Source organism: Rubricoccus marinus (assembly GCF_002257665.1).
Taxonomy (GTDB): Bacteria; Bacteroidota; Rhodothermia; order Rhodothermales; family Rubricoccaceae; genus Rubricoccus; species Rubricoccus marinus.
The window spans coordinates 225,496-249,150 of sequence record NZ_MQWB01000001.1 but is presented as its reverse complement, the minus strand read 5'-3'; the positions used below and the strand labels follow the sequence as shown (position 1 = coordinate 249,150).

Sequence of the window (23,655 nt, the reverse complement as noted above, 5' to 3'; positions counted from 1 at the left end):
CGTCCTCGGGCGACTCGTCGTCCAAGAGGTCCGCCAGCGGGGGCGTGCCCGCCAGAGGCGCCTCTGGCGCGGGCGGCCGTGGCGCGGCGGAGGCCTCTGGCGTGACGGCGCTCTCGGGAGGATCGCGGCGGATCTCGTCCCAGTCGCGGCTGGTCACGATGGCCTCGAGGTGCTCGATGCGGCGCTGGAGCCGCGCCGTGTCCTGCGGCGCGCCGGCCGGGATCGCGCGCTCGTCCAGGCTTTCGTCCAACAGCTCGCGGAGGCGGGCCTCGCTGGTCTCGGCGGCCATCAGTTCCTGCACGCGGCGCTCCTGCCAGCCGCCAGAGGCTCGGTTTCCGAACACGCCGAACGCCTGGCTCACGATGCCGATGCCCCAGCCCAGCAGCGGCCAGACCGCCCAGAAGTTGCCGGGCGAGGTCAGCAGGTTCAACGCGACGAGGAAGGCGTTGACCAGCACGTAGGACGCGAGGTTGCGGTAGAACGCGGCTTCGCGCTTGGCTTGCTTGCGGGCGGCGGATTCGGTCATGGCCTCTCGGACGGGGTCGGGCGCCAGAGGTTACGCCGCGGGCGTGGGTCCCGCCATCGCCAGAGGCCTCTGGCGCCTACGCCGGGCGGGCCGTGTAGTCCGGCCCCACGACGACGCGGAGCGCGCCGGGCACGACCTCGAACGTGACCGGCTCGCGCGTGTGCGCCTCGCCGTCCACGTTGAACAGCATGCCGGGCTCGGAGGCGACGGTGACGCGGCGCACGCGGCGGTGGATGATCTTGTCGTCTTCGGTGTAGTCCGCCGTCGCGTAGGCCTTGGCCGTCAGCCGCGCGATGTCCAGCGCGCCGCCCTCGCGCACCACGACGATGTCCAGCAAACCGTCCTCGGGGTTGGCGTGCGGCGCCACGGGCGTGCCTCCGCCGATGGTCCGCCCGTTGGCGACGAGCACGTTGAAGGCGCGCACGTCCTCGGGCTCCTCGTCGTCCCAGGCGACGGTCGTGCGGTAGTGCTCCATCTCGGGCAGTGCCTTGAGCGTGCCGATGGTGTACGCCAGAGGTCCCCACGCGGCTTTGAGCTCGGGCGTTACCTCCTCGTCGATCTGGCCCGTAAAGCCGCCGGAGCACGCGTTGACGGCGTAGCACTCGCCCTCGCTCGTGCAGCCGACGTGGATGAGGTCCATCGTGCGCCGCTCGCCAGTGGCCAGCAGGTCGAGTTGGTTGGCCGTGAGCAGGTCCAGCGGCATCGCGAGCGTCCGCGCGAAGTCGTTGCCGGTGCCCATCGGGAGCACGCCAAAGGCCGGCCGGTCCGCGCCAGAGGACCCGACGCGCATGAGCCCGTTGGCGACGGCGTGGACGGTCCCGTCGCCGCCAGCGGCCACGACGACGTCCGCGCCGGCTCGGGCGGCCGTCTCGGCGGCTTCCGCCAGGTCCTCGGCTTCAATAAGTGTGGCGTCCGGGTGGAGCCGGATGGCCTGCCGCGCGATGTCGGCGTCACCGCCAGCGTGAGCGTTGAGGAGGACGTGCATGGGGCGTAGACGGTGCGCGTCTCCGGACGTTCCGTCTCGCTTTGCCTCTGGCGAGGGACACGGGATTGCGACATTCTGCGCGACCAAAGCGCACCACCGCGAGTACGCTGCGCCGGTTGAACCCACCCGCGCCCCGGCACCCCTCCCGCCGCCCCTTCCCCACCGTATGCCGCGCCCCGCCCTCTGGCTTCTGAGCCTGCTCGCCTTTCTCGTGCTGTGTGTGATCTGCGTGTCCCGGCACGCGTCCGCCATTGAGGCCGACGTGGAGGCGCGCACGCGCGCAGTGCTCAGCGCGTCCGAGTACCGGGGCGCCGCCGAACTCGCTTTTTCCGGGCGGGATGTCACCGTCCGCGCCGAGGACCCCGCGCTCGCGGAGCGGGTCGCCGAGCGCGTGCGGGGCATCGAAGGCGTCCGCACCGCGACCGTTGCCGGGCCTCTGGCGCCGCTGCCCGACGTGGCCCTGGACGGGCCGTTCGCGCTGACGCCTCTGGCGAGCGGCGCCCTTGCGCTGCGCGGTGCCGTGCCGGACAGCGCCACGCGGGACCGCCTGATGGGCGCCGCGCAGATGGCCTTCCCGGACCGCCGCATCCGCGATGGGCTCACACTGGACAGCACCGCGCCCGGCGACTGGGCCGGCGACGTGGCCTCCGCGCTCTCGCGCCTCAAAACCGTCCAGAACCCCGGCCTCTCGGTCGATGCCTCGGGCGCTCTCGTCCTCACGGGCACGGTCGATGGAGAGGGCTCGCGCCGCAACGTCGAAAGCCGCGTCACCAGCGTCGTCTCGCCTCGCGCGGTCGACAACCGCCTCGCCCTCGCCGGTACGGCTCCCGCGCCAGAGGCCCAGCCCGACGTGGCCTCTGGCGAGACGCCTGGAGCGGAAACGGACGCGACGCCCGAGCCCGCCGCCGAACGGCCCGCGCCAGAAGCCGCGCCCTCGGGGCAGGTAGAGGTCCAGAACGCGCTCTCTCAGGACGCCGACGCGCAGGCGCTGGAGCGCGTGCTCCGTCAGAGGCTCGGGCGCGGGGCCGTCACCTTCGAGGCCGGGACGGACCGCCTCACGCCGGGCTCGGCCGAGGTCCTCCGCCGCGCCGCCGACGCGCTCAAGGCGCAGCCCGAGATCGCCATCGAGCTCCAGGCCCACACCGACAGCGAGGGGCCGACGCGCCCCAACCAGCGCCTCAGCGAGGCGCGCGCCCGCGCCGCCAAGCGCGTCCTCGTGGACGCCGGCGTCACGCCCGATCAACTCCTGGCGGCGGGCTACGGCGAGTCCACGCCCATCGCCAGCAACAGCACGGAGGCGGGCCGCGCCCAGAACCGCCGCGTCGTCTTCAAGCTTCTCCGCCGCCGCTAACGGCCGCCCTCTACCCCATGACGTACCTGATCGCTGAGATCGTGCTCTGCCTGATCGCCGCCGCGCTGCTCGGGCTCCTCACGGGCTGGCTCCTCTGGGGCCGCTCCGCACCGGCCGACGCGGACTGCTCGGAGGCGGAACGCGAGGTGGAGCGCTCGCACGCCGTGATCCAGTCGCTGGAGGCCGAACTCGCCACGCGCCCCGCCGCGCCAGAGGCCGGGGACCTCCCGCTGATGCAGCGCGAGCCCGTGCTCGACCCCATTCCGCCGCCCGCGCGTGCCGCGACAGGCCCCGACCCCGCGCCTCTGGCGCCAGAGGTCTTCGAGACCGACGAGCCGGTCTCCGACCTCGACCCAGTGCCGTACGCGTTCGAGGGCGAGGAGCCCGACGCGCCGTTGCCCGACGACAGCCCTCTCGACGACGCCCAAGCCGGGGGCACTCCGAACGATGACGCCGGCGCTGCTCTGCCGGACGACTCCGGCGACGGCCCCGCCGAGGCGACGTTCTCCGACGACCTCCCGTTGCCCGCGCCGCTCCCACTGCCGCCAGAGGAGGAGCGCGCCGCCTCCCCGGCCTACGACGACCTCAAGCGCATCTCTGGCATCGGCCCGGCCATCGAGAGCCAGCTCGCCGAGATCGGCATCACGACGTACCGCCAGATCGCGCTCTTTACCGACGAGGACATCGACCGCGTCGGCGCACACATCGACTTTTTCGCCGACCGCATCCGGCGTGAGGGCTGGGTGGTGCAGGCCGCCGCGCTCCACCGCCAGACGTACGGCACCGCGCCGTAAGCGCTGGCCCTCCGCCAGAGGCCTCTGGCGAAGGCAGGGAGTCGGGGCGTGCTGTCGGACTGCAAGCGCGGGTTATACCGCCGCCGACAGAGCGCGCCGCCATAGCAAGCCGCACGCAATCGCAGTGACGAGCAAACCGAGAAGCAGCACGTAGTAGCCAGAGAACAGCGTCTCCGCCCGCATCAACAGCGCTACGCTGACGGTCGCGGTGAGCGCCGCTAGGGCTACGCAGAACCAGAGCAGCCGCCCCTTCGACTGCGACCTCCAAACGAAGAAGGGCGCCGCGACGAGCGCGGCAGAACTCACGCCAGAGGCGAGGAGGACGAGCTTCAGCAACGAGAACTCCCCGGTTCGAATGAACAGGCCGTAGAGGAAGAGGAAAGCGAACGAGTACTTCCGGGGCTGGCCTCCAACGGGGTCCAGAGTCACGGGTAGGAACAGCGACCCTACCAACAGAGCGCTGCCGCACACCAACAGCGCGAGTCTGGGATCGAACCTCTTAATAGCCGAGGGGTGAGGCGGTATAACAGTTTGCGGCTCACCCGCGAAGGGCAACGACCGCTGGCGGTGGTTCAGAGCGCAGGAGACGCCAACGGTCGGACAGCGCGAGGACGCTTACGCCCTTCGTCGGCGTGCAGCCGTGGGTTATGCTGCTCAAACGGCAGCGTCAAATACGGGTCGGATTGCGGGGTCAAGCTTCTCCCTCGGCACTCGGTCTGCTATCTGCGAATAGTAGCCCATCTCCTCTCTCAACATGTCCGCAACGGCTAGGGCCAAGTCGGGAGTACGCACTGAAGTTAGCATCTCGTCGAACATGTCCAGCGCCGCGAAGCGGTGGAGGATCACGGCGGCAGCCAGGAGGGGCTTCAACGCAGCAGCTTTAGTCTGTGGGTCTTTAGCGGAGTTGAAGATGATCCTTGCTTTTCGTCCGACAAGCTCCGCGTGGGCGTAGTTGTAACCACTCACTACATCTGCCAGCGCGTTGGTGTAGGCGTCCAGAACCTCACGAAGCCTGTCAGGGCGTCTGATTGAAACCGCCGAAAGGATAGGGTCAGGCAAAAGCTCAAACTGACTGATCAAGTCATCGGAGTTCGCTCGAAAGCGAAGGACCGCCGCCAGAAGGTCGTCTAGGTTCTCTTCTCGGTACTGACCCTGAGCTGCAAGCGCCGTAGCCTCATCCAGAGCGGCCTGGAAGGCCGCAAGCGGGTTCGTATCCGGATTTCTGGAGTCCTGGTAGTTGTTGATTGCGTCCATCAGCGCCCCGACGGACTGATAGCGCCGATCTGGAAGGTTCTGGATAGAACGATCTACTATGTACGACAAGCCTACTGGGAGACGGCCCGGATCGACGAGTGCGGGGTACTCGCCACTGATAATGTGGTAAAGCGTTTTCCCAAGTTGGAATACATCAGTTCTCTCATCAGAAGAGCGACTCCCGCCCGCTTGCCACTGCTCAGGGGCCATGTAAAGCTGAGTGCCTAATACATCCAGAGTGTGCGTCAGGGTAGTAGTCTCGCGCGGGTCAATTCGGACGAGTCCCATGTCAGATACAACTACGCGTCCGTCTCCCATTCGCATGGCGTTGGCAGGCTTGATGTCGCGGTGCGTCATGCCTGAGTTGTGGAGAGCCTGTATACCTTTGCACACGTCCTGAAATGCTAACAGGGCCTCGTCTTCACTCAACCCGTTGGTCACTTCATCCATCAGGGAGCCAACGGCGAGCGGCATAGTGAAGTAGGGAGGAGCGTGCTCGGTATCCGCATCGATCACGGGCATAACATGCCTGTGGCTAATGCTTTGCATGGCTCTCACTTCACGAGCGAAGCGGCGAAGTAGCTGATCCTCGGTAGCCAGACAGCATTTTAGAGCCAAGTCCACACCAGTTGTGGCGTCGGTAACACGGAATACTGCTCCCATGCCGCCTCTGCCCAACTCCGCTTCGACGTGGTAGCGTTCGCTGATAATGTCTCCAGGATTGAACATCAGGCTCTAGGGTGCGCGAGCAGCATAACAGTTTGCGGTTCAGCCGCGCGGGGCTGACGCCGTGAGGGTGGGACGAGGCAATGTAGACGCCGATGCCCGCACGAATCGAGGACGCTGGCGCCCCGCGTCGGCCTGCAGCCGCGGGTTACACGGCCGGCGGTACGACGGCGACAACCTCCCATCCCTCATCATCCTGAAACTGGCGCCAGCGGCAGCGGACGACTTCGCCAGAGCGGTAAGGCCACTCCTCGTCCTCCGGCCTTTCTGAGACGATCCGAAAGTGATCAGGACCGACTTTGGTCGCCTCGACAGGGCGCCAGCAGTCCGTGCCTTCGTTTAGGAGCGGGAGGTAGATCGTCTCCAAGTTGACGAGGCCGTGTAACAGAAGGCGGCTCACCCGCGAAGGGCAACGACCGCCGGAGGTGGTGCAAAGCGGAGGATACGCCTCTGGCGCCAGCGGCCAAACGAAGCAAACACGGCAGAGCCCCTCGCCGGAGTGCAGCCGCGGGTTATGCCGCTCACAGCATTGAGACGAATGCGAGTGTTAGGCTGACTATCCCGCCGAAGAAAATCGCCAACGCTGTTGCTTCTGCCCAGAACTCTTTGTTTGTCTTGTGGAAATCGCCGTTCGACAAGTAGTCGGAACTCGATGCTGATCGGTAGCCAACTGAGTGAGCCCACATTGCAAACACGCTGACTCCGGCACTAATCAAGAATGCCACCAGAGCGATGGTCAGCCTTGTCTCCGTAAGTGAGGTCGTCTCAGTATCACCGCGATAGAAAGTGGTGATCACGACGATGGCGCCAGTGCTGAGCGTCGTTACCTGCTTGAGCACACCGATCCTCGCTTCAGTCATTTTGCTGAAGATGTCGAATTGGCGTTGATCTGGATCCTTGGTTCTTTCAGGCATCGAGAATTGAAAGCGGCATAACAGCTTGCGGCTCAGCCGCGCGGGGCTGACGCAGGGAGGGTGGGACGAGGCAAAGTAGACTCCGATGCCCACACGAATCGAGGACGCTGGAGCCCCGCGTCGGCCTGCAGCCGCGGGTTATGCGGCACGGAGATCAATCGAGCATGTAGGTACGTCCGTGTTCGTACAACGCCCCCTTGAACTCGAAGCCGAAGAATTCCTTCGTTACAGAATTGATATCGGAGTGGCTGTCGCAGCGAACAGCCCAAAAGTTATAGCCTCGTGAAGCCACGAAAGACAGAAGGGTCTTTATGAGAGGCATATAAATGGCAACGGCAGGCGGATCAGGTAGCAAGGTGGACAGGATCGATATATGCGATGCTCCTGTCTCAGCACTACCGAGGTGGATGGGGGTCCACTCGCCAGCAGTTAGTCGGACTGGCTCCATGTTCCCGCTTGCGTTGCTAGACCGGGGGGTGTACTCGTACCCATTGCGGCGAGAGTCAACGGCGATAGCGAAACCGCGCACAGTACCAACACGATCTGCGATCACCGACTCCATAGCCTCTGTCATGAGATTCCGTATGTGATCATAGGCATATTGCCCCCTTGCTGCTGATGCGCTGTGCTCATTGTCACTCGCGGCATGAAAATGCTTTTGGAACGAGTTGAAGCAATCCCGTTCCCCAATCCAGGCAGTCTCGCACTCTTGAATGGCTCCACCGCATATGAGGTAGAGCGTGTCTACAATAATGCCCTCTTCATACAGGGGGCGGTGTGTTACTATGAAGTCTGACGAGCGATGTTTTTTATGGCCCGCCAGCAAGTGCCTGATTACAGTTTCAGCTTGTTCATGCCTGGAGGCTGCAGAAATTAGATTATGAGTAGCTGCTAGATCGGAGCTGGCATAGGAGACAGACAGGCTAGGTTTGAGAATGACAGTCTTTACTGTTCCCCAGTAAGGGTGAGGGCGTAGAACCGAGGGGGCTGAGAGGCCGGTATCACCGACAACAGTCGCGCGGCCCTTGATTTTCCTCGCGACTATGAGCGTCATAAGGCTAGCGGAATAGTCGCGCTATAGAACCCCCTTCTCGGTGCCAACGCTCCGTCATAGGCTGTAGTGCCGCATAACTAGTACTTCAGCGGCACTGAGTGCCGGATGAAGTCCGGAATCGGGACAAAAGGCGGAAGCTGGGCGGCATGAAGTGGCGGTTTCCGCACTTCATGCGTCAGATCATCCGGGAAGCGTCCAACCTACGCATGCGCAAACTCCTACAGGTTTCCGCCCGCATCGCCTCTGGCGGCACTCCTGCGCACGTGTCCGGCCTCAACGCGTCCACGCGTCGCGGCCCGCTATGCCGCACTCGCGGAGGCCTCTGGCGCGAGAGGTCTCCGCGTCGCCAGAGGCTCAGTCGCCCGCGGCGCGGTCGTAGGCCGCGATGATGTCCTTGACCAGCTTGTGGCGCACCACGTCCTCGCGGTCGAAGTCGATAAACGCGATGCCGTCCACGCCTTCGAGGATCGCGCGGGCCTGCACGAGACCGCTCATGGCGCGGCTGGGGAGGTCCGTCTGCGTCACGTCGCCCGTGACAATCGCGCGGCTGCCGGCGCCGATGCGCGTCAAGAACATCTTCATCTGCGTGGCCGTGGAGTTCTGCGCCTCGTCCAGAATCACGAACGCGGAGTTGAGCGTGCGCCCGCGCATGTACGCCAGAGGCACGATCTCGACGACGTTCTGGTCCATGTAGCCGCGGAGCTTCTCGCGCGGCACCATCTCTTCGAGGGCGTCGTAGAGCGGGCGGAGGTAGGGGTCCACCTTGTCGCGCAAGTCGCCGGGCAGGAAGCCAAGGCTCTCGCCGGCCTCCACCGCCGGGCGGCAGAGCACGATCTTTTTGACCTGGCGGCTCTTGAGCGCGCTCACGGCCAGCGCCACGCTCGTGTACGTCTTGCCCGTTCCCGCCGGGCCGACGGCGAACACGATGTCGTTGCTGCGCGCGGCCTCCACGAGCTGGCCCTGCCCGGGCGTTTTCGCCTTGACGGTTCCGCCCGTGGCCGTGAACAGGATCGCGTCCGCGTTCTTGGGCGGGCGCTCGCCGGCGCTGACGTTGGAGAGGTCCAGGACCGTCGCCACGTCGTTCTCGGTCAGCGTGCCGTTGCGGTTGAGGACCACGGTGAGCTCGCGCACGACGCGCTCGATCTGGTCGAGGTCGGCGGCGGGCCCGCGGAGGTGGAGGCGGGAGCCTCTGGCGACGATGCGCGTGCTGGGGAACGCGCTCTCGATGCGGCGGAGGTACAGGTCGTTGAAGCCGAAGAGCAGCAGCGGCTCGGCGTTCTCGATCTCAAAGGTGCGGTCTACGGTCTCGGCCAACGATCTGGGGGAGGGAGAAGAGGGAGTCTAGCGGCCCTGCGGTGACACCGGGGTGTCCTCTGGCGCCAGAGGCCGCGTGCGCGGGCGGAGCCACAGCATGGGGTCCACGGCGGTGCTGTCCTGGAACACGGCGAAGAACAGCGAGGCGCCGCGGCGCTCGTCCAGCGTGCCGCTGGCGCCGAGCGGCGCGCCCGTCGCCACGCTGTCGCCAGAGGCGACGTCCACGCGCGAGAGGTTGCCGTAGACCGTTGTCCAGCCGTGGTGTTTCAGCATCACGAACGTGCCAAAGGCGGCCATCTGGCCCACGCGCGAGACGCGGCCCGCGAACGTCGCCGTCACGCGGTCCTCTGGCGCCGTCGCGATGTCGATGCCGACGGCGTCGGTGAGCGTGCCCGTGTCGGGGTCGGTGCGGCGCCCGAAAAAGCCGGTCACGACGCCCGTCGCGGGCCACGGCAGGCGCCCGGCGTTCTCGGCGAACGTGGGCGCGAGGTCGAAGGCCTCTGGCGCCGGAGGCGGAGGGCGGACGGGCGCGGGCGGCGGAGGAGGCGCGGCGGGCGGCGTGCCGCCGCAGGCGGCGAGCGCGACGAGCGGCACGAGGAGGAAAAGGCGGCGGGGCATCGGAGACAGGCTACCGCCTCTCAACGCCGGGCGCTTCCTGAACGTGCCTCTGGCGCCAGAGGCTAGCGCTGCATCTCCTCGGCGATGATCTGGACCACCCGCGCCAGCCGCTGCCCGGTGTGGTCCGGGAAGCCGGGGATGGCGTCGATCTCGGCCAGGGATTCCACGCTCTCGCCAGAGGCGAGGCCGCGCTCCACGTACTCGCGGGTGGCGCCTAGGAAGTCGCGCATCACGAGAAGGTCGGCGCGCGTGCCGGTCACGCCGTACTCCTCGTTGCCGTGGCCGAAGATGAAGGTCGTTTCGTCGGAGAACGTGGCGTGGGCCTGCTCCATCACGCTCATCCAGTTGGCGGTATCCGCCCCGGCGCCGAGGTCGATGTACGGCGGGAGCCGGTTGAACACCAGGTCGCCGGTGTGGACCACGTCGGCGTTGACGAAGTGCACCATGCTGTCGCCGCAGGTGTGCGCCTGTCCGAAGTAGTGCAGCATCACGGTCTCGTCGCCCACGTTGGTGCTCCACTCGCGGCTGTAGGTCTCGCGGGCGTAGGCCTGCGAGGCGAGCGACCCGCTCCGGACGGCCGCCGCGCGCTGCAAGCCGGGCACGGCCTCGTGCGCCACGTGGCGCGCCGCCAGAGGCGCGAGGACGCCGTTGCCACTTGTGTGGTCGCCGTGGTGGTGCGTGTTGACGAGCAAGTCGATCACGCTCGCGCGGCCCGGCGTGCGCTCGTCCAGACCGTCATATGCGGTCTTCGCCGACTCGGCGAACTGCGTGTCCACCATCACGAGCGCGTCGTCGGTCGCGAGGTAGCCGATCGTCCCGCCACGCTCGGTGAAGTATCCCACGCCGCGGCGGAGGTCGGTAAACGTGGCGGCGCGGGCCGGATAGTCGGCTTCCAGGCCTCTGGCGCCAGAGGCAGCCGGGACGGGAGAGGCGGCGCGCGCCAGAGGCGCGGCAAAGGGAATGGCGAGGCCGGCGGCGGTGGCGCGGCGGACGAACTGGCGGCGGGAGAGGGCCATGGTCAGAAGGGGGCAGCAAGAGAGAGCCTAACGCGGCCTCTGGCGCCAGGGGTCCGCCGCGGCTCCAGAGGCGCGACCTTTCCGATCCACACCCTTTCGGCCCATGCCCCCCACCGTTCTCGCCCTCCACGGCTTTATGGGCCGCGGCGCCGACTGGGACCCCATCGCGGCGGACCTCGGACCGGCCGCGCACATTCTCGCGCCGGACCTCGCGGGCCACGGCACGCAAGAGGCCGCCTCTGGCGCCACGCTGGACCGCGAGGCAGACCGGCTGGCCGCGATGCTGGACGCGCCGGCCATCCTCGCGGGCTACTCGATGGGCGGGCGCCTCGCGCTGCACCTCGCGCTGAAGCACCCGGACCTCGTCCGCGCGCTCGTGCTCGTCTCCGCCTCGCCCGGCCTCCGCTCGCCAGAGGCCCGCGAAGCCCGTCGCGACGTGGACGCCGAGCGCGCCGCCGAGATCGCGCGCGACTACCCCGCGTTTCTCAACCGCTGGTACCGCCTTCCCCTCTGGGGCGAGTTGGGCGAGGACCTCCGCCAGAGGCTCGTGCTGGACAGGCTGGGCCACAACGCGCCTCTGGCGCTGGCGCGGAGCCTCCGCCACATGGGCACGGGCGAGATGGCGCCGCTCTGGGACGGTCTTTCACGGATCCGCGTCCCGGCTTGGGCCGTCGCAGGCGCTGACGACGCGAAATACGTCGCGCTGGCCGACGAGATGGCGCGCGAGGGGCCCTTCCGGGTCCGCCTCGTGCCCGGCGCCGGCCACGCGCTCCTGGCGCAGGCGCCCCACGCCATCGCCGACGTGCTCCGCGACGCGCTGTTTCCGTGATGCGGGATCCGTGATCCGTGAGGGGTAGTCGATTCCGCCCTCACGCATCTCGAATCACGCATTACTGACCTCTGGCGTTCTGTGAGGTCTCCGACTCGCCAGAGGCTCCGCTTCTTCCACTCCTTTTTTGTCCTCATGGCCGACAAGCACCACTTCACCCACCGCCCGTCCATCTCCGGCCCGTTCACCTGGGAAAGCGCGGGGGACTTCGAGGACATCGTCTACGAAAAGGGCACGCCCGAGACCGACACGGCTGGCATCGCGCGGATCACAATCAACCGGCCCGAGGTGCGCAACGCGTTCCGGCCCACGACGGTGACGGAGATGATCCGCGCGATTGACGACGCGCGGGACGACCCGAGTGTGGGCTGCGTGGTGCTCACCGGCGCCGGCGATAAGGCGTTCTGCTCCGGTGGCGACCAGCGCATCCGCGGCGAGCACGGCTACGTGGAGATGGAGGGCGACGCCCCCACAGGCATGCAGCGCCTCAACGTGCTGGACTTCCAGACCCGCATCCGCACGATCCCGAAGCCGGTCATCGCGGCCGTCAACGGCTGGGCGGTCGGCGGCGGGCACGTGCTCCATGTCGTCTGCGACCTCACCATCGCGAGCGACAACGCGCGCTTTATGCAGACCGGCCCCAAGGTCGGCTCCTTCGACGCGGGCTACGGGACGACGCACCTCGCGCGGATCGTGGGCCAGAAAAAGGCTCGTGAGATCTGGTTCCTGGCGCGCGACTACTCGGCGCAAGAGGCCATCGATATGGGCCTCGTCAACACGGTCGTGCCTCTGGCGGAGCTGGAGCGCGAGTACGTGCAGTGGAGCCGGGAGATCTTGCAGAACTCCAACATCGCGATCCGCATGCTCAAGGCCGCCGCCAACGCCGACGAGGACGGAGGCGCGGGGCTGCAGCAGCTCGCGGGCTACGCCACGATGCTTTTCTACATGACCGAAGAAGGTCAGGAAGGCAAAAAGGCCTACGCCGAGAAGCGCAAGCCCAACTTCGACGCCGACGGCTACCGGCCATAGCGGGCCAGTAGGGAGTGGCCAGTGGCGAGTGGGTGGCTCGCCTCTGGCGCCAGAGGCTTGGGCATCGCGGTAGCACGGGGCTACCCCCTGCTTTGCTCTCCGCTGGTCGCAAAGCTGTCCCCCTGAATCAGGGGGGCAGTTCAGATCCAGCCTCTGGCGAGACCCGAGCCAACGCGGTCCCAGATACGTGCTCGGTGTCAACGGTCCCTCTCTCCGAGGGGGACAGAAAAACCGCCGTCGCAGGCGTGTTTTTCAGGGGGTGCTCCCAGGATGCCGCTCTGCCACCCAAGGCCTCTGGCGCCAGAGGCCGGGCGACGACGCGTATCGTCGGGTCCGCTTCTCTACCGCTCATGCTCGCTCCCCTCCCCTACGACCTCGCCGAAGCCGAGGCGCACCTGAGCGCCGCTGACCCGCGCATGGGCGCGCTGATCCAGGAGATCGGGCCTGGGGCGCCGGGCTTCGGCGTGCGCGAGATGGAGACGGTCCCGGCGCTCGTGCGCGCCATCACGGGCCAGCAGGTCTCGACAGCCGCTGCGCGCACCATCCACGGACGCGTGGTGGCGCTCCTGGGCGAGGTCACGCCCCAGGCTCTGCTCGCGCAGGATGCGGAGGCGCTGCGGGGCGCGGGCCTCTCGCGCGCGAAAACGGCGGCGGTGCAGGACCTGGCGGCAAAGGCCCTGGAGGGCACGGTCCTCTCGCGCGAGGCGTTTGCCGCGCTCCCGGACAAGGAGGTGATCGCGCGGCTCGTCGCCGTGCGGGGCATCGGCGTGTGGACGGCGCGGATGTTCCTCCTGTTCACGCTCGGCCGGCCCGACGTGTGGGCACCTGGCGACCTCGGACTGCGCGAAGGCTTGCGCGTGATGACCGGCGCCGAGGAGCGCCCCACACCCAAGCAGTTCGAGGCCGCGGGCGAGCCCTTCCGCCCCTGGCGCAGCGTGGCGAGTTGGTACCTCTGGCGCGCGACGGAGCTGGGGCGCTAGGCGCCAGAGGCCTCTGGCGTGGCGTGCTGTCGGCCTGCAGCGCTTGGTTCTACCGCACGGGACTACCAGCCTTGCAGGCTGAGACTTCCGCACTGCTTACCAGCCGAAGATGAAGGCCGCAAACAGTAGTGCAGCAGTCGCGGTGAACACCGCTTTCGCGACCTTGGCTCTCTTGCTTTGGCTTTGCTCCAAGAACCCAGGACTCTCCAGGTTGGATCTTTCCACTAGGATCACCACACCACATACGACCGCCACGACGGGAGCGACTAGAACTAGCGCCTTGACTAGCATGACGGGCGTGCGGTAGAACAGATGGCCGCTTAGCCGCCGGGGCTGACGGCACAGCGAGTGGACGAGCGAAAGTAGGCACCGACGGTCGGACGAGCCAAGAACGCCCGTGCCCCCGGTCGGCCTACAGCGGCGGGTTCTACCGCACGGCTAGCACTCACCGGCGCACCGGAATCGTGCGCCGGTCACCAGTCCGTCTTGATCGGCTCCAAAATCGAGGTAGTACCTCCGTGGGATGGACTCCCGACCGGGGTAGTCCTCGCCGAGTGGGATTGTAAAGCCGGTCTGAGTTAGATCGGCCTCGCCAAGAAGGGCTTCGACCTGGGGCCGCGTCCAGCCGCGAAAGTCGTGGGTCCGAAGAAGGTCGTCCACCATGAAGTGACGAGAGTGCTCGTAGTCCATGTGCCACCTTCCCCTGTCGAACGGCATGGCGTTTCCGCGAGCGTACGGGGACGCGGCCCCCTCCGCTGCGAACTCGTAGTAGAGCCAGCTTGCCAGGAATGGCGAGAACCCAACAGCAGCGAGCGCCGCAGCGAGTTGCAGCTTGCCCATTCGTTCGGGAGTGCGGTAGAACAAGTAATGGGCGGCGCGAGGCGTGATAAAAGCGGAGCCACCGCGCGGGATTACACGCCCAGGCTACGAGGCACCCTCTTGCGTGTCAACGTCGTTCGCAATATGCCCTTGGGTGTATACCGCCCCCGGGCCGGTATCCACAGGCCCCTCCGCCTCTGGCGCCAGAGGCCACATCATGCGCCAGAGGCTGGGAGAGCTGTGTCCTCTGGCGGGCGGCCGGGCGTGAGCGCGGCGTCGGGCTGGAGCGGGCCGCCGTCGGTGCCCAGGAACGAGGTGCAGTGCGAGCACCGGCTGGCCTTGAACGGGACGGCCTCGCGGCAGTAGGCGCACTTCTTCGTCTCCGGCGTGCTCTCGTCCTCGGTCTCGCCGAACTCGTCCTGCACCGCGCGGCTGGCGCGCATCACGAGCCGAACGATGACGAACACCGCGAGGGCGACGATGAGGAACGTGAGCACGTTGGTGAGGAACGCCCCGTAGTTCAGCGTCACCGCCCCGGCCTCTTGCGCGGCCTGGATGGTGTCGTACGGCCCCGGCGCGCCCTCGCCTTCCTGGAGCAGCCAGTAGTAGTCCGAGAAGTCCGTCGTCCCGAGCAGGATGCCAAGCGGCGGCATCAACAGGTCGTCCACGAGGGACTGCGCGACGGTGGTGAACGCGGCGCCGACGGTGAAGCCGATGGCGAGGTCGATGAGGTTGCCACGGAGGGCGAACGACTTGAAGTCGGAGAGCAGAGACACGGGCGGAAACGGCGGTGGGCGCGGAAGATCGCGCCGGAGGCTTCTGGCGCCAGAGGCTATAGCTCCGCTCGGGCGGTGCCGATATCCCCCGCGTCCCTCCTGCCCCACCCCGCTATGCGCCTCGCGTTCTGCCTCTTCTTGCTCGTGGCCAGCGGCTGCGAGACCCAACGCGACTGGACGCAGGAGGACTGGATCTCCCACTGGGAGCAGCAAGCCGAGCGCGGGGACCGGGACGCGAAGTTCCGGCTCGCGTTCGAGCGCTTCGTCGATGGAGACACCGCCGGGGTCGCCGACGAGTTCGAGGCCCTCGCCCGCGAGGACAACCTGGACGCCATCGGGATGCTCGCCTACATGTACCGCGACGGCGACGGCGTGGAGCAGGACTACGAGCGCTCCGCCTACTGGCTCGAACGCGCGGCCCGCCTCGGCAGCGAGCGGCACGCGCGCGACCTCGCGGCCTATCGCGCGCGCTCTGCGCCAGGGGCCTCTGGCGTGAACGAGGCCCGCACGGCGCCAGAGGCTCAGACGCGGTAGTCGCGGACTTTCTTAGTCGTGCGGCCGGTCTTGGCGTCGAAGAGGTTCATTGAGCCCGTCGACGGCTCGCAGAGCTGCTCCACGCCGTAGCGGTCGGTCTTCGTGGCGGGCTCGTCGAAGTAACGGCCGGTGGTCTTGGACCAGTAGCGGCCCTTTTTCGCGTCCAGGCCCGGGACGTCATCCGGGAGTGCCTGGAGCTTCGCGTAGTAGTCGCAGAGGTCCGTCAGGGGGCAGCGGTCGCACTTCGGCGCGCGCGCCTCGCAGGTGTACCGGCCGTGGAGGATGAACAGGTGGTGCGCCTCGCCCCACTCCTCGCGCGGGAGCACGCGGCGGAGCCCCTTCTCCACCGCCAGAGGCGTCGGCTGGTCCTTGACGAGGCCAATCCGGTTGGCAACGCGGAAGACGTGCGTGTCCACCGCGATGGCGGCCTCCCCAAAGGCCACCTGCACCACGACGTTGGCCGTTTTGCGCCCCACGCCCGCGAGCTTGACGAGCTCGGCGTGCTCGCGCGGGACCTCGCCGCCGTACTCGTCGCGCAGCATGCGGGCGGTCTTGGCGAGCGCCTTCGCCTTGTTGTTGGGGTACGAGACCGACGCGATAAACGGGAAGATGTCCTCCGCCTCGGCCTCCGCCATGGCCCGGGCCGTGGGGTACGCCTCGAACAGCGCGGGCGTGACCATGTTCACGCGCTTATCCGTGCACTGCGCCGAGAGGATGACGGCGATCAGGAGCTGGAACTCGCTCCCGAAGTCGAGCTCGGTCTCGGGCTGCGGGATGTACTGGGAGAGGCGGTCGAGGACGAGGCGGGCTTTCTCTTTCCGGGTCACGGGCGGTACGGGGTACGGGGTACGGGGTACGGGGTACGGGAAGATCGCGGTTGTGCGAGCCTCTGGCGGTCGGCGTCTGGGTACTGGGTACTGGGTACTGGGTACTGGGTACTGGGTACTGGGTAAAGCTGTCCCGCGCCCGCCTCTGGCGCCAGAGGATTCTTGGAACCCACGGGCGAGGTCCCCTCTCCCCTCGGGAGAGGGACAGGGTGAGGGGCATTTGTACCGCGCCAGAGGCGAGGCCCGGAGGCATCCTGAAAGGGGGGCGTATGCGATACGCCCCTACTACGGGAGGCCGAGGCGCCAGAGACGGGGCGGACCAGCGCGTGCCGAACAGGGCCTCTGGCGGAACAAAACGGCCGGCGCCCCTCCTCATCCCTCATCCCTCATCCCTCATCCCTCATCCCTCATCCCTCATCCCTCATCCCTCATCCCCACCGGCGCACGCGTTCGATCTCGCCCAGACCCCATGCACCGCGCGCCCGCGCCGCCGCCAGAGGCCGCCGCCCGGCCGGGGTGCGCGTAAACACGAGTGAGGCCGGGCCGACGCGCTCCGTCCACGCGGCCAGAAACGTCTCAGCGAGCGCTTTCTTCCGCCCGAGCACGTCCGGGACCGGCACGAACGCGCCGCCGCAATCCAGCAGGTAGCGCGGCGAGCCGGCCTCGCCGATGGTGTCCGCGAGCGCCGCGGCGAAGACCTCGCCAGAGGCCACGTCGGCGCCGTCCAGCCGCACGTCGAGCGCGTCGCCCACGCGCTCCACCACAACCTCCGCGCCTCTGGCGTCCACGAGGCCCGTCGTTTGGAGCGCGCTCAGGACGGCCTCGCCGACGGCTTCCAGGCGAAGGCCATTCTCGCCCACGGCCTCGCGGTGCCTCTGGCGCCCGACGCGCTCCACGACGGCGAGAACGGCGGCCACGCCGCCCAGCCCGAGGCTGCCGGCCCAGAGCGCCATCGCGAGAACGGGCGCGATGCCGAGACCGCCGGCGCCCGCCGCGGCGAGGGCTCCGGCGCCAGCGGCCCAGCCCGTCGGGTAGCGATGCGTCCAGGGCCTCTGGCGGATCTGGATGCGCGGCGAGACGGGAGGCCTCTGGCGCGGAACGCGGAGCGCGGGCCGGAGGCGCCGCCCGTCGGCCTCGTCTCCCACGGCGTCGCGCCAGAGGCGCCGCACGCGGCCGAGCGAGACGGCGGCCTCGTAAGTGCGCGCGTTGGTTTGCCGCACATCGCCAGAGGCGAACGGCGGCGATGGGAGGCCCAGGCGCGCGAGGCCCGTTTCGAGGCGTGGCGGGTCGGCATCGCGCGGGCCGGCAAAGGCGGCGAAGCGGCGCCGGAGCGTCGCGAGATCCGGGCCGCCGTCCTCGGCGCCGGGCTCCACGCACGCGAGGTGCCAGACGGTGCTGACCTTGTCCGGCTGGGCGGGATCGGTGCGGAGCACGCGCCCGCGCATCTGGCCCGTCTGCACAAACGTGGCCGCGTAGGACGCAGCCACGAGCACGTTGGCTTGGGGCGAGTCCCACCCCTCGCCCAGCAGCGCGACGGTCCCGACGAGCACACGGACCTCACCGCGGGCGAACAGCCGCGTCATCGGCCCGACGAGGCCCGTTCCAGCGCCGTCGAGCGTGACGCGGAGCGTCTCGCGGTCCGTCGCCTGAGGCTCGGCGCTCAGGCGGTCACCTAGGTGGCCTCTCGCGCCAGAGGCTTCCAGTTCGCGCCGCAGCGCGGGAAGCACGAAGGCCGGGATGGCGGCGAACTGCCCGGTCAGCGCCGCGACGGTCGCCGCGGGTGCGTCCAGTTCGCGAAGGCGCGAGAACAGCGGCGCGACGCCCAGGCGCGGCTGCGCGGCGTAGCCTGACGCCCACGCCTCCTCGTGGATGCGGTCGGCCAGGACAACGGCGCGCAGCTCGTTCTCACGGTGCGCTGCCTCGAACGCCACGATCTCCGCCACGGCCTCCATCTTCGACGCGCTCCGCCCCAGCGCCTTCTGCACGGCCGGCGGCCGGTGCAGGAGCACGCGCGAGCCCACCCTCGCGCCCATGCGGCGGAGCTCGGCGCCCAACTCGCGCACCGACTTCGGGCCCAGCGCCGCGTCGAACACCGCGGCCTGTGGCCCGAGGACGCCCTCCAGAATGCGGCTCAGCACGCTCATGCGCAGCGGCGGGATGTCCTCTGGCGCGAGGTCCAGGACCGCCGCTGGCGCGGCTACATCGCGCCCGGTCTCGCGCAAGAGGCCCAGCGCGGCCACGAACCATTCCGGCCCGTCGTCCGCGATGGCGTCGGCGTGGGCCTCTGGCGCCGCGATCCACGGATGCTCCGCGAGCGCGTCGATAAACGGGCCTCTGGCGAACGCGTCCGCGAACTCCGCGGCCTCCTCGTGGAACACGTCGAGCGCAGCTTGCTCCGCCGCCAGAGGCGTCGAGAGGTGCACGGCGTCGAGGTGCGGGCAGAGGTGGCCGGCGCGGACGAGTTCGGGCGTCGTGATCTCGGCGTCGGGCGCGCCGCAGAAGGAGCGGTAGCGGCCCCACTCCGCCGCGGGCACGTCGTACGGTGGCGTCGCCGTCAGCGCGACGACGTGGACGCCCGGCAGCGCCTCGCGGACCTCGTCCAGCGTGCGCCACCACGCGTTGCGCAGGTGGTGCGCCTCGTCCACGACGAGCGTGCCGATCCCCGCCGCGCGCAGCGCCGCTGCCAGAGGCTCGGGGCTGGACGTGTGCGCGACGTGGAGCGCCTGGTACGTCGTGACCGTCAGGGCCTCTGGCGCCAGAAGGTCCGTCGAGAGGCGAACCTCGCCAGAGGCCGATCCCTCCCGTAGGGACACACCGCTGGTGTGTCCGCGCGGTGCCGCGCCAAAGGCCCCCACGCCAGAGGCCGCGGCCTCCTCGGCCACTGCCCGCTCGCCACTCCCCCCTCCCCCGTAGTGCTCGCGGAAGCGGTCCAGCCACTGCTCGCGCAGCGCGAGCGTCGGCGCGAGGACTAGCGCCGGGCGCCCCATCCGGACCACGGCCTCCAGCCCGACCAGCGTTTTGCCCGAGCCCGGCGGCGCGACGACGTGCACGCGCTCGTCTTCCAAGTGCGCGTCCAACTCCGCCAGCACCCGCGCTTGGTACGGGCGCCAGCGGCCAGAGAAGCGGGCAGAAGCGAACGGATCGGTCACGGCGAGCCGAAGCTAGGCCGGGTAGCTTCCCCTATGCGATTCGCCCGCCTCCTGCTCCTCCTCGTGCTGGCCGCCTCTGGCGCCGCCGCCCAGCCCGGCCGCAACCTCGACGCGCTGCTCGCGCCAGAGGCCGACCCCACCCCGGCGCTCTCCGATAGCGCCCGCGTCTCGCTGCTCACGATGCTGCCCGGCGAGGAGGTCTACAGCGCCTGGGGCCACAGCGCGTTCCGCATCCAGGACCCGGCCACAGGCCTCGACAAGACGTACAACTACGGCACGTTCGACTTCAACCAGCCCGGCTTCGTCGTCCGCTTCCTGCGCGGCCACCTGGACTACATCCTCGACACGGCTCCGTTCGAGAACGAGGTGTACAAGTACCAGCTTTTCGAGCGCCCGATGATCGAGCAGGTGCTGGACGTCTCGCCGCAGACCGTCCGCGACCTCTACGCCGCGCTGGAGGAGAACGCGAAGCCCGAGAACCGCGCCTACCGCTACGACTTCGTGCGTGACAACTGCTCGACGCGGCTCGTGGACATGCTGGACCTCGCGCTCGCGGCCTCTGGCGAGGCCTCCTCTGGCGTCGCGCTCGCGCCGCCGGCGCCCGGCCCGGATGGCGAGCCGCGCACGTTCCGCGACATGCTGAACGCCTACACCGAGGCGAGCCCGTGGCTTCACCTCGGCACCAACCTCGGCATCGGCGTCCCGGCCGACGAGGTCCCCACGCCGCGAGAGGCCACGTTCCTCCCGCTCGACCTCATGCGCGCCTTCGACGACGCGACCGTGGACGGGCGCCCGCTCGTGGCCGCGCGCGATACGGTCTTCTGGGTCCCGCCGCCGCCAGAGGCCTCGTTCCCCTGGCCTCTGGCGCTCGCCTGGGCGCTGCTCGCGATCGCGCTCGGCGCGACGCTCTGGATGCGCCGCCACCTCCGCTCGGACCGCCTCCGCCGCTGGGGCGCCCGCGCCGATGGCGTGCTGTTCGCCCTCGCGGGGCTGGCCGGCGTGGTCCTGCTGCTGATGTGGTTCGCGAGCGACCACAGCGTGACCGAGGCCAACCTCGAACTCCTCTGGCTCTGGCCCACGCACCTCCTCGCCGCGTTCGGCCTCGCGCGGCTGGGGCTTTCTGGCCTCTGGCGCGGCTACGCCGCCCTCGCCGCCGTCGCCACGCTCGCGGTCGTGCTGCTGTGGTGGCTCTGGCCGGAGCCGATGCACGCGGCGGGCATCCCCCTCGCGTTGCTGCTGGCGTTCCGCGCGGGCGTCCGCGCCTTCCGCCCGGACCTGTAGCCGCAGGCGCCAGCGGCCCTGCCTTCATGGGGCCGTTTCGGTCGCTCGCCCGGCTACAGGGCACACTCCCCCGGATCTTCGACGGCTCGTCACCGCGCCCTCGCGCGAGGCCGGGCGCGCGTTCGTTTCTTGGTCTCGTTCGGGATTTGATGTGGGCATGAGCCCGCCGGAAACGCTCAGCCCAGGTTTCGTCCAGTAACGCGGACGCGGTTTGACAGAGGCACAGGAGCGTGGACCCGCCGCTAAACCGGCCTGATCTCGCTTTCTGTATCTCGCCAGAGGCCCCATGGCCGCTGGCGTCACCCTCTATGCCCACAGGGCACCGCTATGACGTTTTCTGATCTCGACCTCCGCCCTGAACTCGCGGAGACCGTCGCCGCCCTCGGGTACGAGTCCCCCTCCCCCATCCAGGAGGATTTGATTCCCATCCTGCTGACGGGCCGCGACGCCATCGGCCAGGCCCGCACCGGAACGGGCAAGACGGCCGCCTTCTCGCTCCCGCTGCTCCAGAAGCTGGCGGAAAGCGACGTGCGCGGCACGGTCCGCGCCCTGGTCCTCTGCCCCACTCGCGAGTTGGCCGTTCAGGTCTCCACCGCGATGTTCAACTACGGCAAGAACCTGAACATGCGCACGCTGCCGATCTATGGCGGCCAGGCGTACCACAAGCAGACGCGCCGCTTGGAGCAAGGCGTCGACATCGTCGTTGCCACACCCGGACGCCTGGTGGACCTCTTGGACCGCCGCGCGATCGACCTCTCGGGCGTCGAGTTCGTCGTGCTGGACGAGGCCGACGAGATGCTCTCGATGGGCTTCGCGGACGACCTTGAAACGATCCTCGGCTCGACGCCTTCGTCGCGCCAGACGGCTCTCCTCTCTGCGACGCTCCCGGGCCGCATCCGCCAGATCGCGGGCACCTACCTCAACAACCCGGAGACCATCACCACGACCGGCGGCGACAAGACCGCGCAGGACGTGGAGCAGCGCGGCTACGTCGTTCACTGGCGCGACAAGCTCCAGGCGATGATCCGCCTCCTGGAAACGGAGGACGTGACGAGCGCCCTCGCGTTTGTCAAGACGCGCGCCAACACGACGCAGCTCGCGACCGAGCTGACCCGTGCCGGCTGGGCCGCCGAGCCCATCTCGGGCGAGCTCTCACAGGCGCAGCGCACAGACGTGCTGCACCGCTTCCGCAACGGCCAGGTCAAGATCCTCGTCGGCACGGACGTGGCCGCCAGAGGCCTGGACGTGGACCACGTCTCGCACGTGTTCAACGTGGACCTGCCCATCGACATTGAGGCGTACGTCCACCGCGTGGGCCGCACGGGCCGCGCCGGACGCTCCGGCACGGCGCTTTCGTTCGTCACCCCGGGCGAGCGCGGCCTCATCGAGCGGATCCAGCGCTTTATCAAGCGCGAGATCCCCGCGACGCCGCTGCCGAGCATCGCCGAGGTGGAGGAGAAGCGCGCCGAGCGCCTCGCCGCCCGCGTCCAGGAGCAGATCGAGAACGCGACCGACGCCGACCGCGCGCTCGTGACGCGCCTCGTCGCCGAGGGCCACGACCCGATGACGGTCGCCGCCGCCGCCTTCGCCATCGCGCGTGAGGACCGGGGCGAGACGCCACTCGTCGAGATCGGCGGCCAGCGTCACCGCAGCCCGCGCCGCGACAACTTCTCGAACGGCAACAACCGCCCCTCGCACCACGGGAACGGCCACGGGGGCAACACCCGCGGAGCCGGCCACGGCGGCAACGAGCCCGGCATGGTCCGCGTCGCGCTGGCTGCCGGCCGCATGAACGGCGTCGAGCCGCGCCACGTGGTCAGCACCGTCGCCCGCACGGCGGACATCCCCGGCCGCGCGCTTGGCAAGATCCTGATCACCGACCGGACGACGTTCGTGGACGTGCCGCAGGAACTCGCCGGGCAGGTTCTCGGCCAAGGCGAGTACCGCTTCGGCAAGCGCATGGCGCGCGTCGAGAAGGCCTAGCCCCTCTCGCCAGAGGCCTCTGGCGCTCTGACAGATTCCGCCCGCTCTGGCCTCGCGCCGGGGCGGGCGTTTTCGTGCGCTTCGGGTGTGCCGCGCGTCGTGTGCCGCAGGCCTCTTCGCGTGCCGCAGGCCTCTTCGCGTGCCGCAGGCCTCTTCGCGTGCTGCAGGCCTCTTCGCGTGCTGCAGGCCTCTGGCGCCAGAGGCCGGGGGCGCCTCCCCTCGTGGGCTACGCGTCGGCCTCCGTTTTCGCGAGGCGCATCTGGTGGCCCTTGAGGTGGATGCCGAGGTCCAAGGCGGTCTTGAGCACGATGAACAGCGCGAGCGCCCAGACCGCGCCGCCAGCGGCCACGAGCAAGAAGCCGCCGCCCAGGATGGCGACGTGAAGCACGACGACGCGGCCGTAGGGCTTCGTCATCTCGGCCGGCCCGGACGTGCTCCGGCTCTCGCCGCCCACGAGGTAGTTCATCACGAACGAGGCGCCGTGGCTGACGACGAGCGGCACGAGCCCCTCGATCGGCACGCCGCTGAGCGCTGCCATCCCCGCGCCTTCCAACTCGCGCCCGCCGCCAAAAAGCGCGTAGACAAAGACGCCGTGGACGAACCAGAAGAAGCCGTAGTGGACGCAGAAGAACGCGGCCAGGAACGTCCGCCCTGTGACGGTCGCCCAGTGGTGGATCTCACCGGCGGTGATAATCCGCAGCACCCCGAACACGCCGATCACGGCGTTCTCCGCCCAGTAGAGCCACATGATGCCGAACAGGTCCCACCCGAACCAGATCACGCCCGCCAGAGGCACGAGATTGGCGAGGACGAGTCCCACGGCGGAAGACGTGGACGGGGCGCGGAAAAACGTCGGGGTGGGCATGGCGCGAGACTACCATCCAGGCAGCTTCTGG

General features: G+C 68.8%; 23 protein-coding genes. 8 read left to right on the top strand and 15 right to left on the bottom strand.

Annotation, left to right across the window (positions count from 1 at the left end; translation table 11 throughout):
- On the bottom strand, positions 1-526 hold a 526-nt coding region (locus BSZ36_RS01020), incomplete at its 3' end, for a 2TM domain-containing protein (protein ID WP_094545304.1).
- 76 nt (positions 527-602) lie between these two features.
- Positions 603-1,511, bottom strand: a complete 909-nt coding sequence (locus BSZ36_RS19165) for a diacylglycerol/lipid kinase family protein (RefSeq protein ID WP_179270952.1) — start codon at positions 1,509-1,511, stop codon at positions 603-605.
- Positions 1,512-1,677: 166 nt separating this feature from the next.
- On the opposite strand from BSZ36_RS19165, the gene BSZ36_RS01010 reads away from it, so the two are divergent.
- Positions 1,678-2,862: an OmpA family protein gene (locus BSZ36_RS01010; protein ID WP_179270951.1), complete on the top strand. Its 1,185-nt coding sequence runs from the start codon at positions 1,678-1,680 to the stop codon at positions 2,860-2,862.
- Positions 2,863-2,879: 17 nt separating this feature from the next.
- A complete protein-coding gene (locus BSZ36_RS01005; RefSeq protein WP_094545302.1) occupies positions 2,880-3,656 on the top strand; it encodes a hypothetical protein in 777 nt (258 codons plus the stop codon).
- Positions 3,657-3,728: 72 nt separating this feature from the next.
- On the opposite strand, the gene BSZ36_RS01000 is transcribed toward BSZ36_RS01005, so the two are convergent.
- The 8 genes from BSZ36_RS01000 to BSZ36_RS00970 form a co-directional block, all read right to left on the bottom strand.
- Positions 3,729-4,085, bottom strand: a complete 357-nt coding sequence (locus tag BSZ36_RS01000; RefSeq protein ID WP_143536704.1) for a hypothetical protein — start codon at positions 4,083-4,085, stop codon at positions 3,729-3,731.
- A 225-nt stretch (positions 4,086-4,310) separates the two neighbouring features.
- Positions 4,311-5,639 (bottom strand): serine/threonine-protein kinase, encoded by a 1,329-nt coding sequence (locus tag BSZ36_RS00995; protein ID WP_094545300.1) that lies wholly within the window; start codon positions 5,637-5,639, stop codon positions 4,311-4,313.
- A gap of 145 nt (positions 5,640-5,784) precedes the next feature.
- Positions 5,785-6,036: a hypothetical protein gene (locus BSZ36_RS00990; RefSeq protein ID WP_094545299.1), complete on the bottom strand. Its 252-nt coding sequence runs from the start codon at positions 6,034-6,036 to the stop codon at positions 5,785-5,787.
- A gap of 121 nt (positions 6,037-6,157) precedes the next feature.
- Positions 6,158-6,550 carry a hypothetical protein gene (locus BSZ36_RS00985; RefSeq protein ID WP_143536703.1) on the bottom strand — a complete coding sequence of 131 codons (393 nt, stop codon included), beginning with the start codon at positions 6,548-6,550 and terminating at the stop codon, positions 6,158-6,160.
- A gap of 154 nt (positions 6,551-6,704) precedes the next feature.
- A complete protein-coding gene (locus BSZ36_RS18765) occupies positions 6,705-7,604 on the bottom strand; it encodes a hypothetical protein (RefSeq protein WP_143536702.1) in 900 nt (299 codons plus the stop codon).
- A gap of 354 nt (positions 7,605-7,958) precedes the next feature.
- A complete protein-coding gene (locus tag BSZ36_RS00980; RefSeq protein ID WP_218827508.1) occupies positions 7,959-8,918 on the bottom strand; it encodes a PhoH family protein in 960 nt (319 codons plus the stop codon).
- A 27-nt stretch (positions 8,919-8,945) separates the two neighbouring features.
- Entirely contained in the window at positions 8,946-9,536 is a 591-nt protein-coding gene (locus BSZ36_RS00975; protein ID WP_094545297.1) for a murein hydrolase activator EnvC family protein, read from the bottom strand.
- A 62-nt stretch (positions 9,537-9,598) separates the two neighbouring features.
- Positions 9,599-10,552, bottom strand: coding sequence for an MBL fold metallo-hydrolase (locus tag BSZ36_RS00970; RefSeq protein WP_094545296.1), 954 nt, complete (start codon positions 10,550-10,552; stop codon positions 9,599-9,601).
- 103 nt (positions 10,553-10,655) lie between these two features.
- Between BSZ36_RS00970 and BSZ36_RS00965 the strand changes: the two genes are divergently transcribed.
- The 3 genes from BSZ36_RS00965 to BSZ36_RS00955 all read left to right on the top strand — a co-directional run bounded on the left by BSZ36_RS00965 (position 10,656) and on the right by BSZ36_RS00955 (position 13,390).
- Positions 10,656-11,381: an alpha/beta fold hydrolase gene (locus tag BSZ36_RS00965; RefSeq protein WP_094545295.1), complete on the top strand. Its 726-nt coding sequence runs from the start codon at positions 10,656-10,658 to the stop codon at positions 11,379-11,381.
- A 135-nt stretch (positions 11,382-11,516) separates the two neighbouring features.
- On the top strand, positions 11,517-12,410 hold the full coding sequence (gene menB, locus BSZ36_RS00960; protein WP_094545294.1) for a 1,4-dihydroxy-2-naphthoyl-CoA synthase: 894 nt from the start codon (positions 11,517-11,519) through the stop codon (positions 12,408-12,410).
- A gap of 350 nt (positions 12,411-12,760) precedes the next feature.
- A complete protein-coding gene (locus BSZ36_RS00955) occupies positions 12,761-13,390 on the top strand; it encodes a DNA-3-methyladenine glycosylase family protein (protein WP_094545293.1) in 630 nt (209 codons plus the stop codon).
- Positions 13,391-13,828: 438 nt separating this feature from the next.
- On the opposite strand, the gene BSZ36_RS00945 is transcribed toward BSZ36_RS00955, so the two are convergent.
- Both BSZ36_RS00945 and mscL read right to left on the bottom strand, forming a co-directional pair.
- Positions 13,829-14,230 (bottom strand): hypothetical protein, encoded by a 402-nt coding sequence (locus BSZ36_RS00945; RefSeq protein ID WP_094545291.1) that lies wholly within the window; start codon positions 14,228-14,230, stop codon positions 13,829-13,831.
- Between the two features lie 194 nt (positions 14,231-14,424).
- Entirely contained in the window at positions 14,425-14,985 is a 561-nt protein-coding gene (gene mscL, locus BSZ36_RS00940) for a large conductance mechanosensitive channel protein MscL (protein WP_218827506.1), read from the bottom strand.
- Positions 14,986-15,099: 114 nt separating this feature from the next.
- Between mscL and BSZ36_RS00935 the strand changes: the two genes are divergently transcribed.
- Complete coding sequence (locus BSZ36_RS00935) at positions 15,100-15,519, top strand: SEL1-like repeat protein (protein ID WP_094545290.1); 420 nt, start codon at positions 15,100-15,102, stop codon at positions 15,517-15,519.
- On the opposite strand, the gene nth is transcribed toward BSZ36_RS00935, so the two are convergent.
- Both nth and BSZ36_RS00925 read right to left on the bottom strand, forming a co-directional pair.
- Positions 15,507-16,346 carry an endonuclease III gene (nth, locus tag BSZ36_RS00930; protein ID WP_094545289.1) on the bottom strand — a complete coding sequence of 280 codons (840 nt, stop codon included), beginning with the start codon at positions 16,344-16,346 and terminating at the stop codon, positions 15,507-15,509. The genes BSZ36_RS00935 and nth overlap by 13 nt on opposite strands.
- Positions 16,347-16,774: 428 nt before the next feature.
- The gene (locus tag BSZ36_RS00925; protein ID WP_094545288.1) at positions 16,775-19,495 is read right to left on the bottom strand and encodes a DEAD/DEAH box helicase family protein; all 2,721 of its coding nucleotides are present in this window, start codon (positions 19,493-19,495) and stop codon (positions 16,775-16,777) included.
- A 33-nt stretch (positions 19,496-19,528) separates the two neighbouring features.
- Here BSZ36_RS00925 and BSZ36_RS00920 point away from each other — a divergent pair, with 33 nt between their 5' ends.
- Entirely contained in the window at positions 19,529-20,776 is a 1,248-nt protein-coding gene (locus tag BSZ36_RS00920) for an Lnb N-terminal periplasmic domain-containing protein (RefSeq protein ID WP_094545287.1), read from the top strand.
- Positions 20,777-21,103: 327 nt separating this feature from the next.
- The gene (locus BSZ36_RS00915; protein WP_094545286.1) at positions 21,104-22,759 is read left to right on the top strand and encodes a DEAD/DEAH box helicase; all 1,656 of its coding nucleotides are present in this window, start codon (positions 21,104-21,106) and stop codon (positions 22,757-22,759) included.
- A 226-nt stretch (positions 22,760-22,985) separates the two neighbouring features.
- On the opposite strand, the gene BSZ36_RS00910 is transcribed toward BSZ36_RS00915, so the two are convergent.
- Entirely contained in the window at positions 22,986-23,624 is a 639-nt protein-coding gene (locus tag BSZ36_RS00910; RefSeq protein ID WP_094545285.1) for a DUF6498-containing protein, read from the bottom strand.
- Between the last annotated feature and the right edge of the window lie 31 nt (positions 23,625-23,655).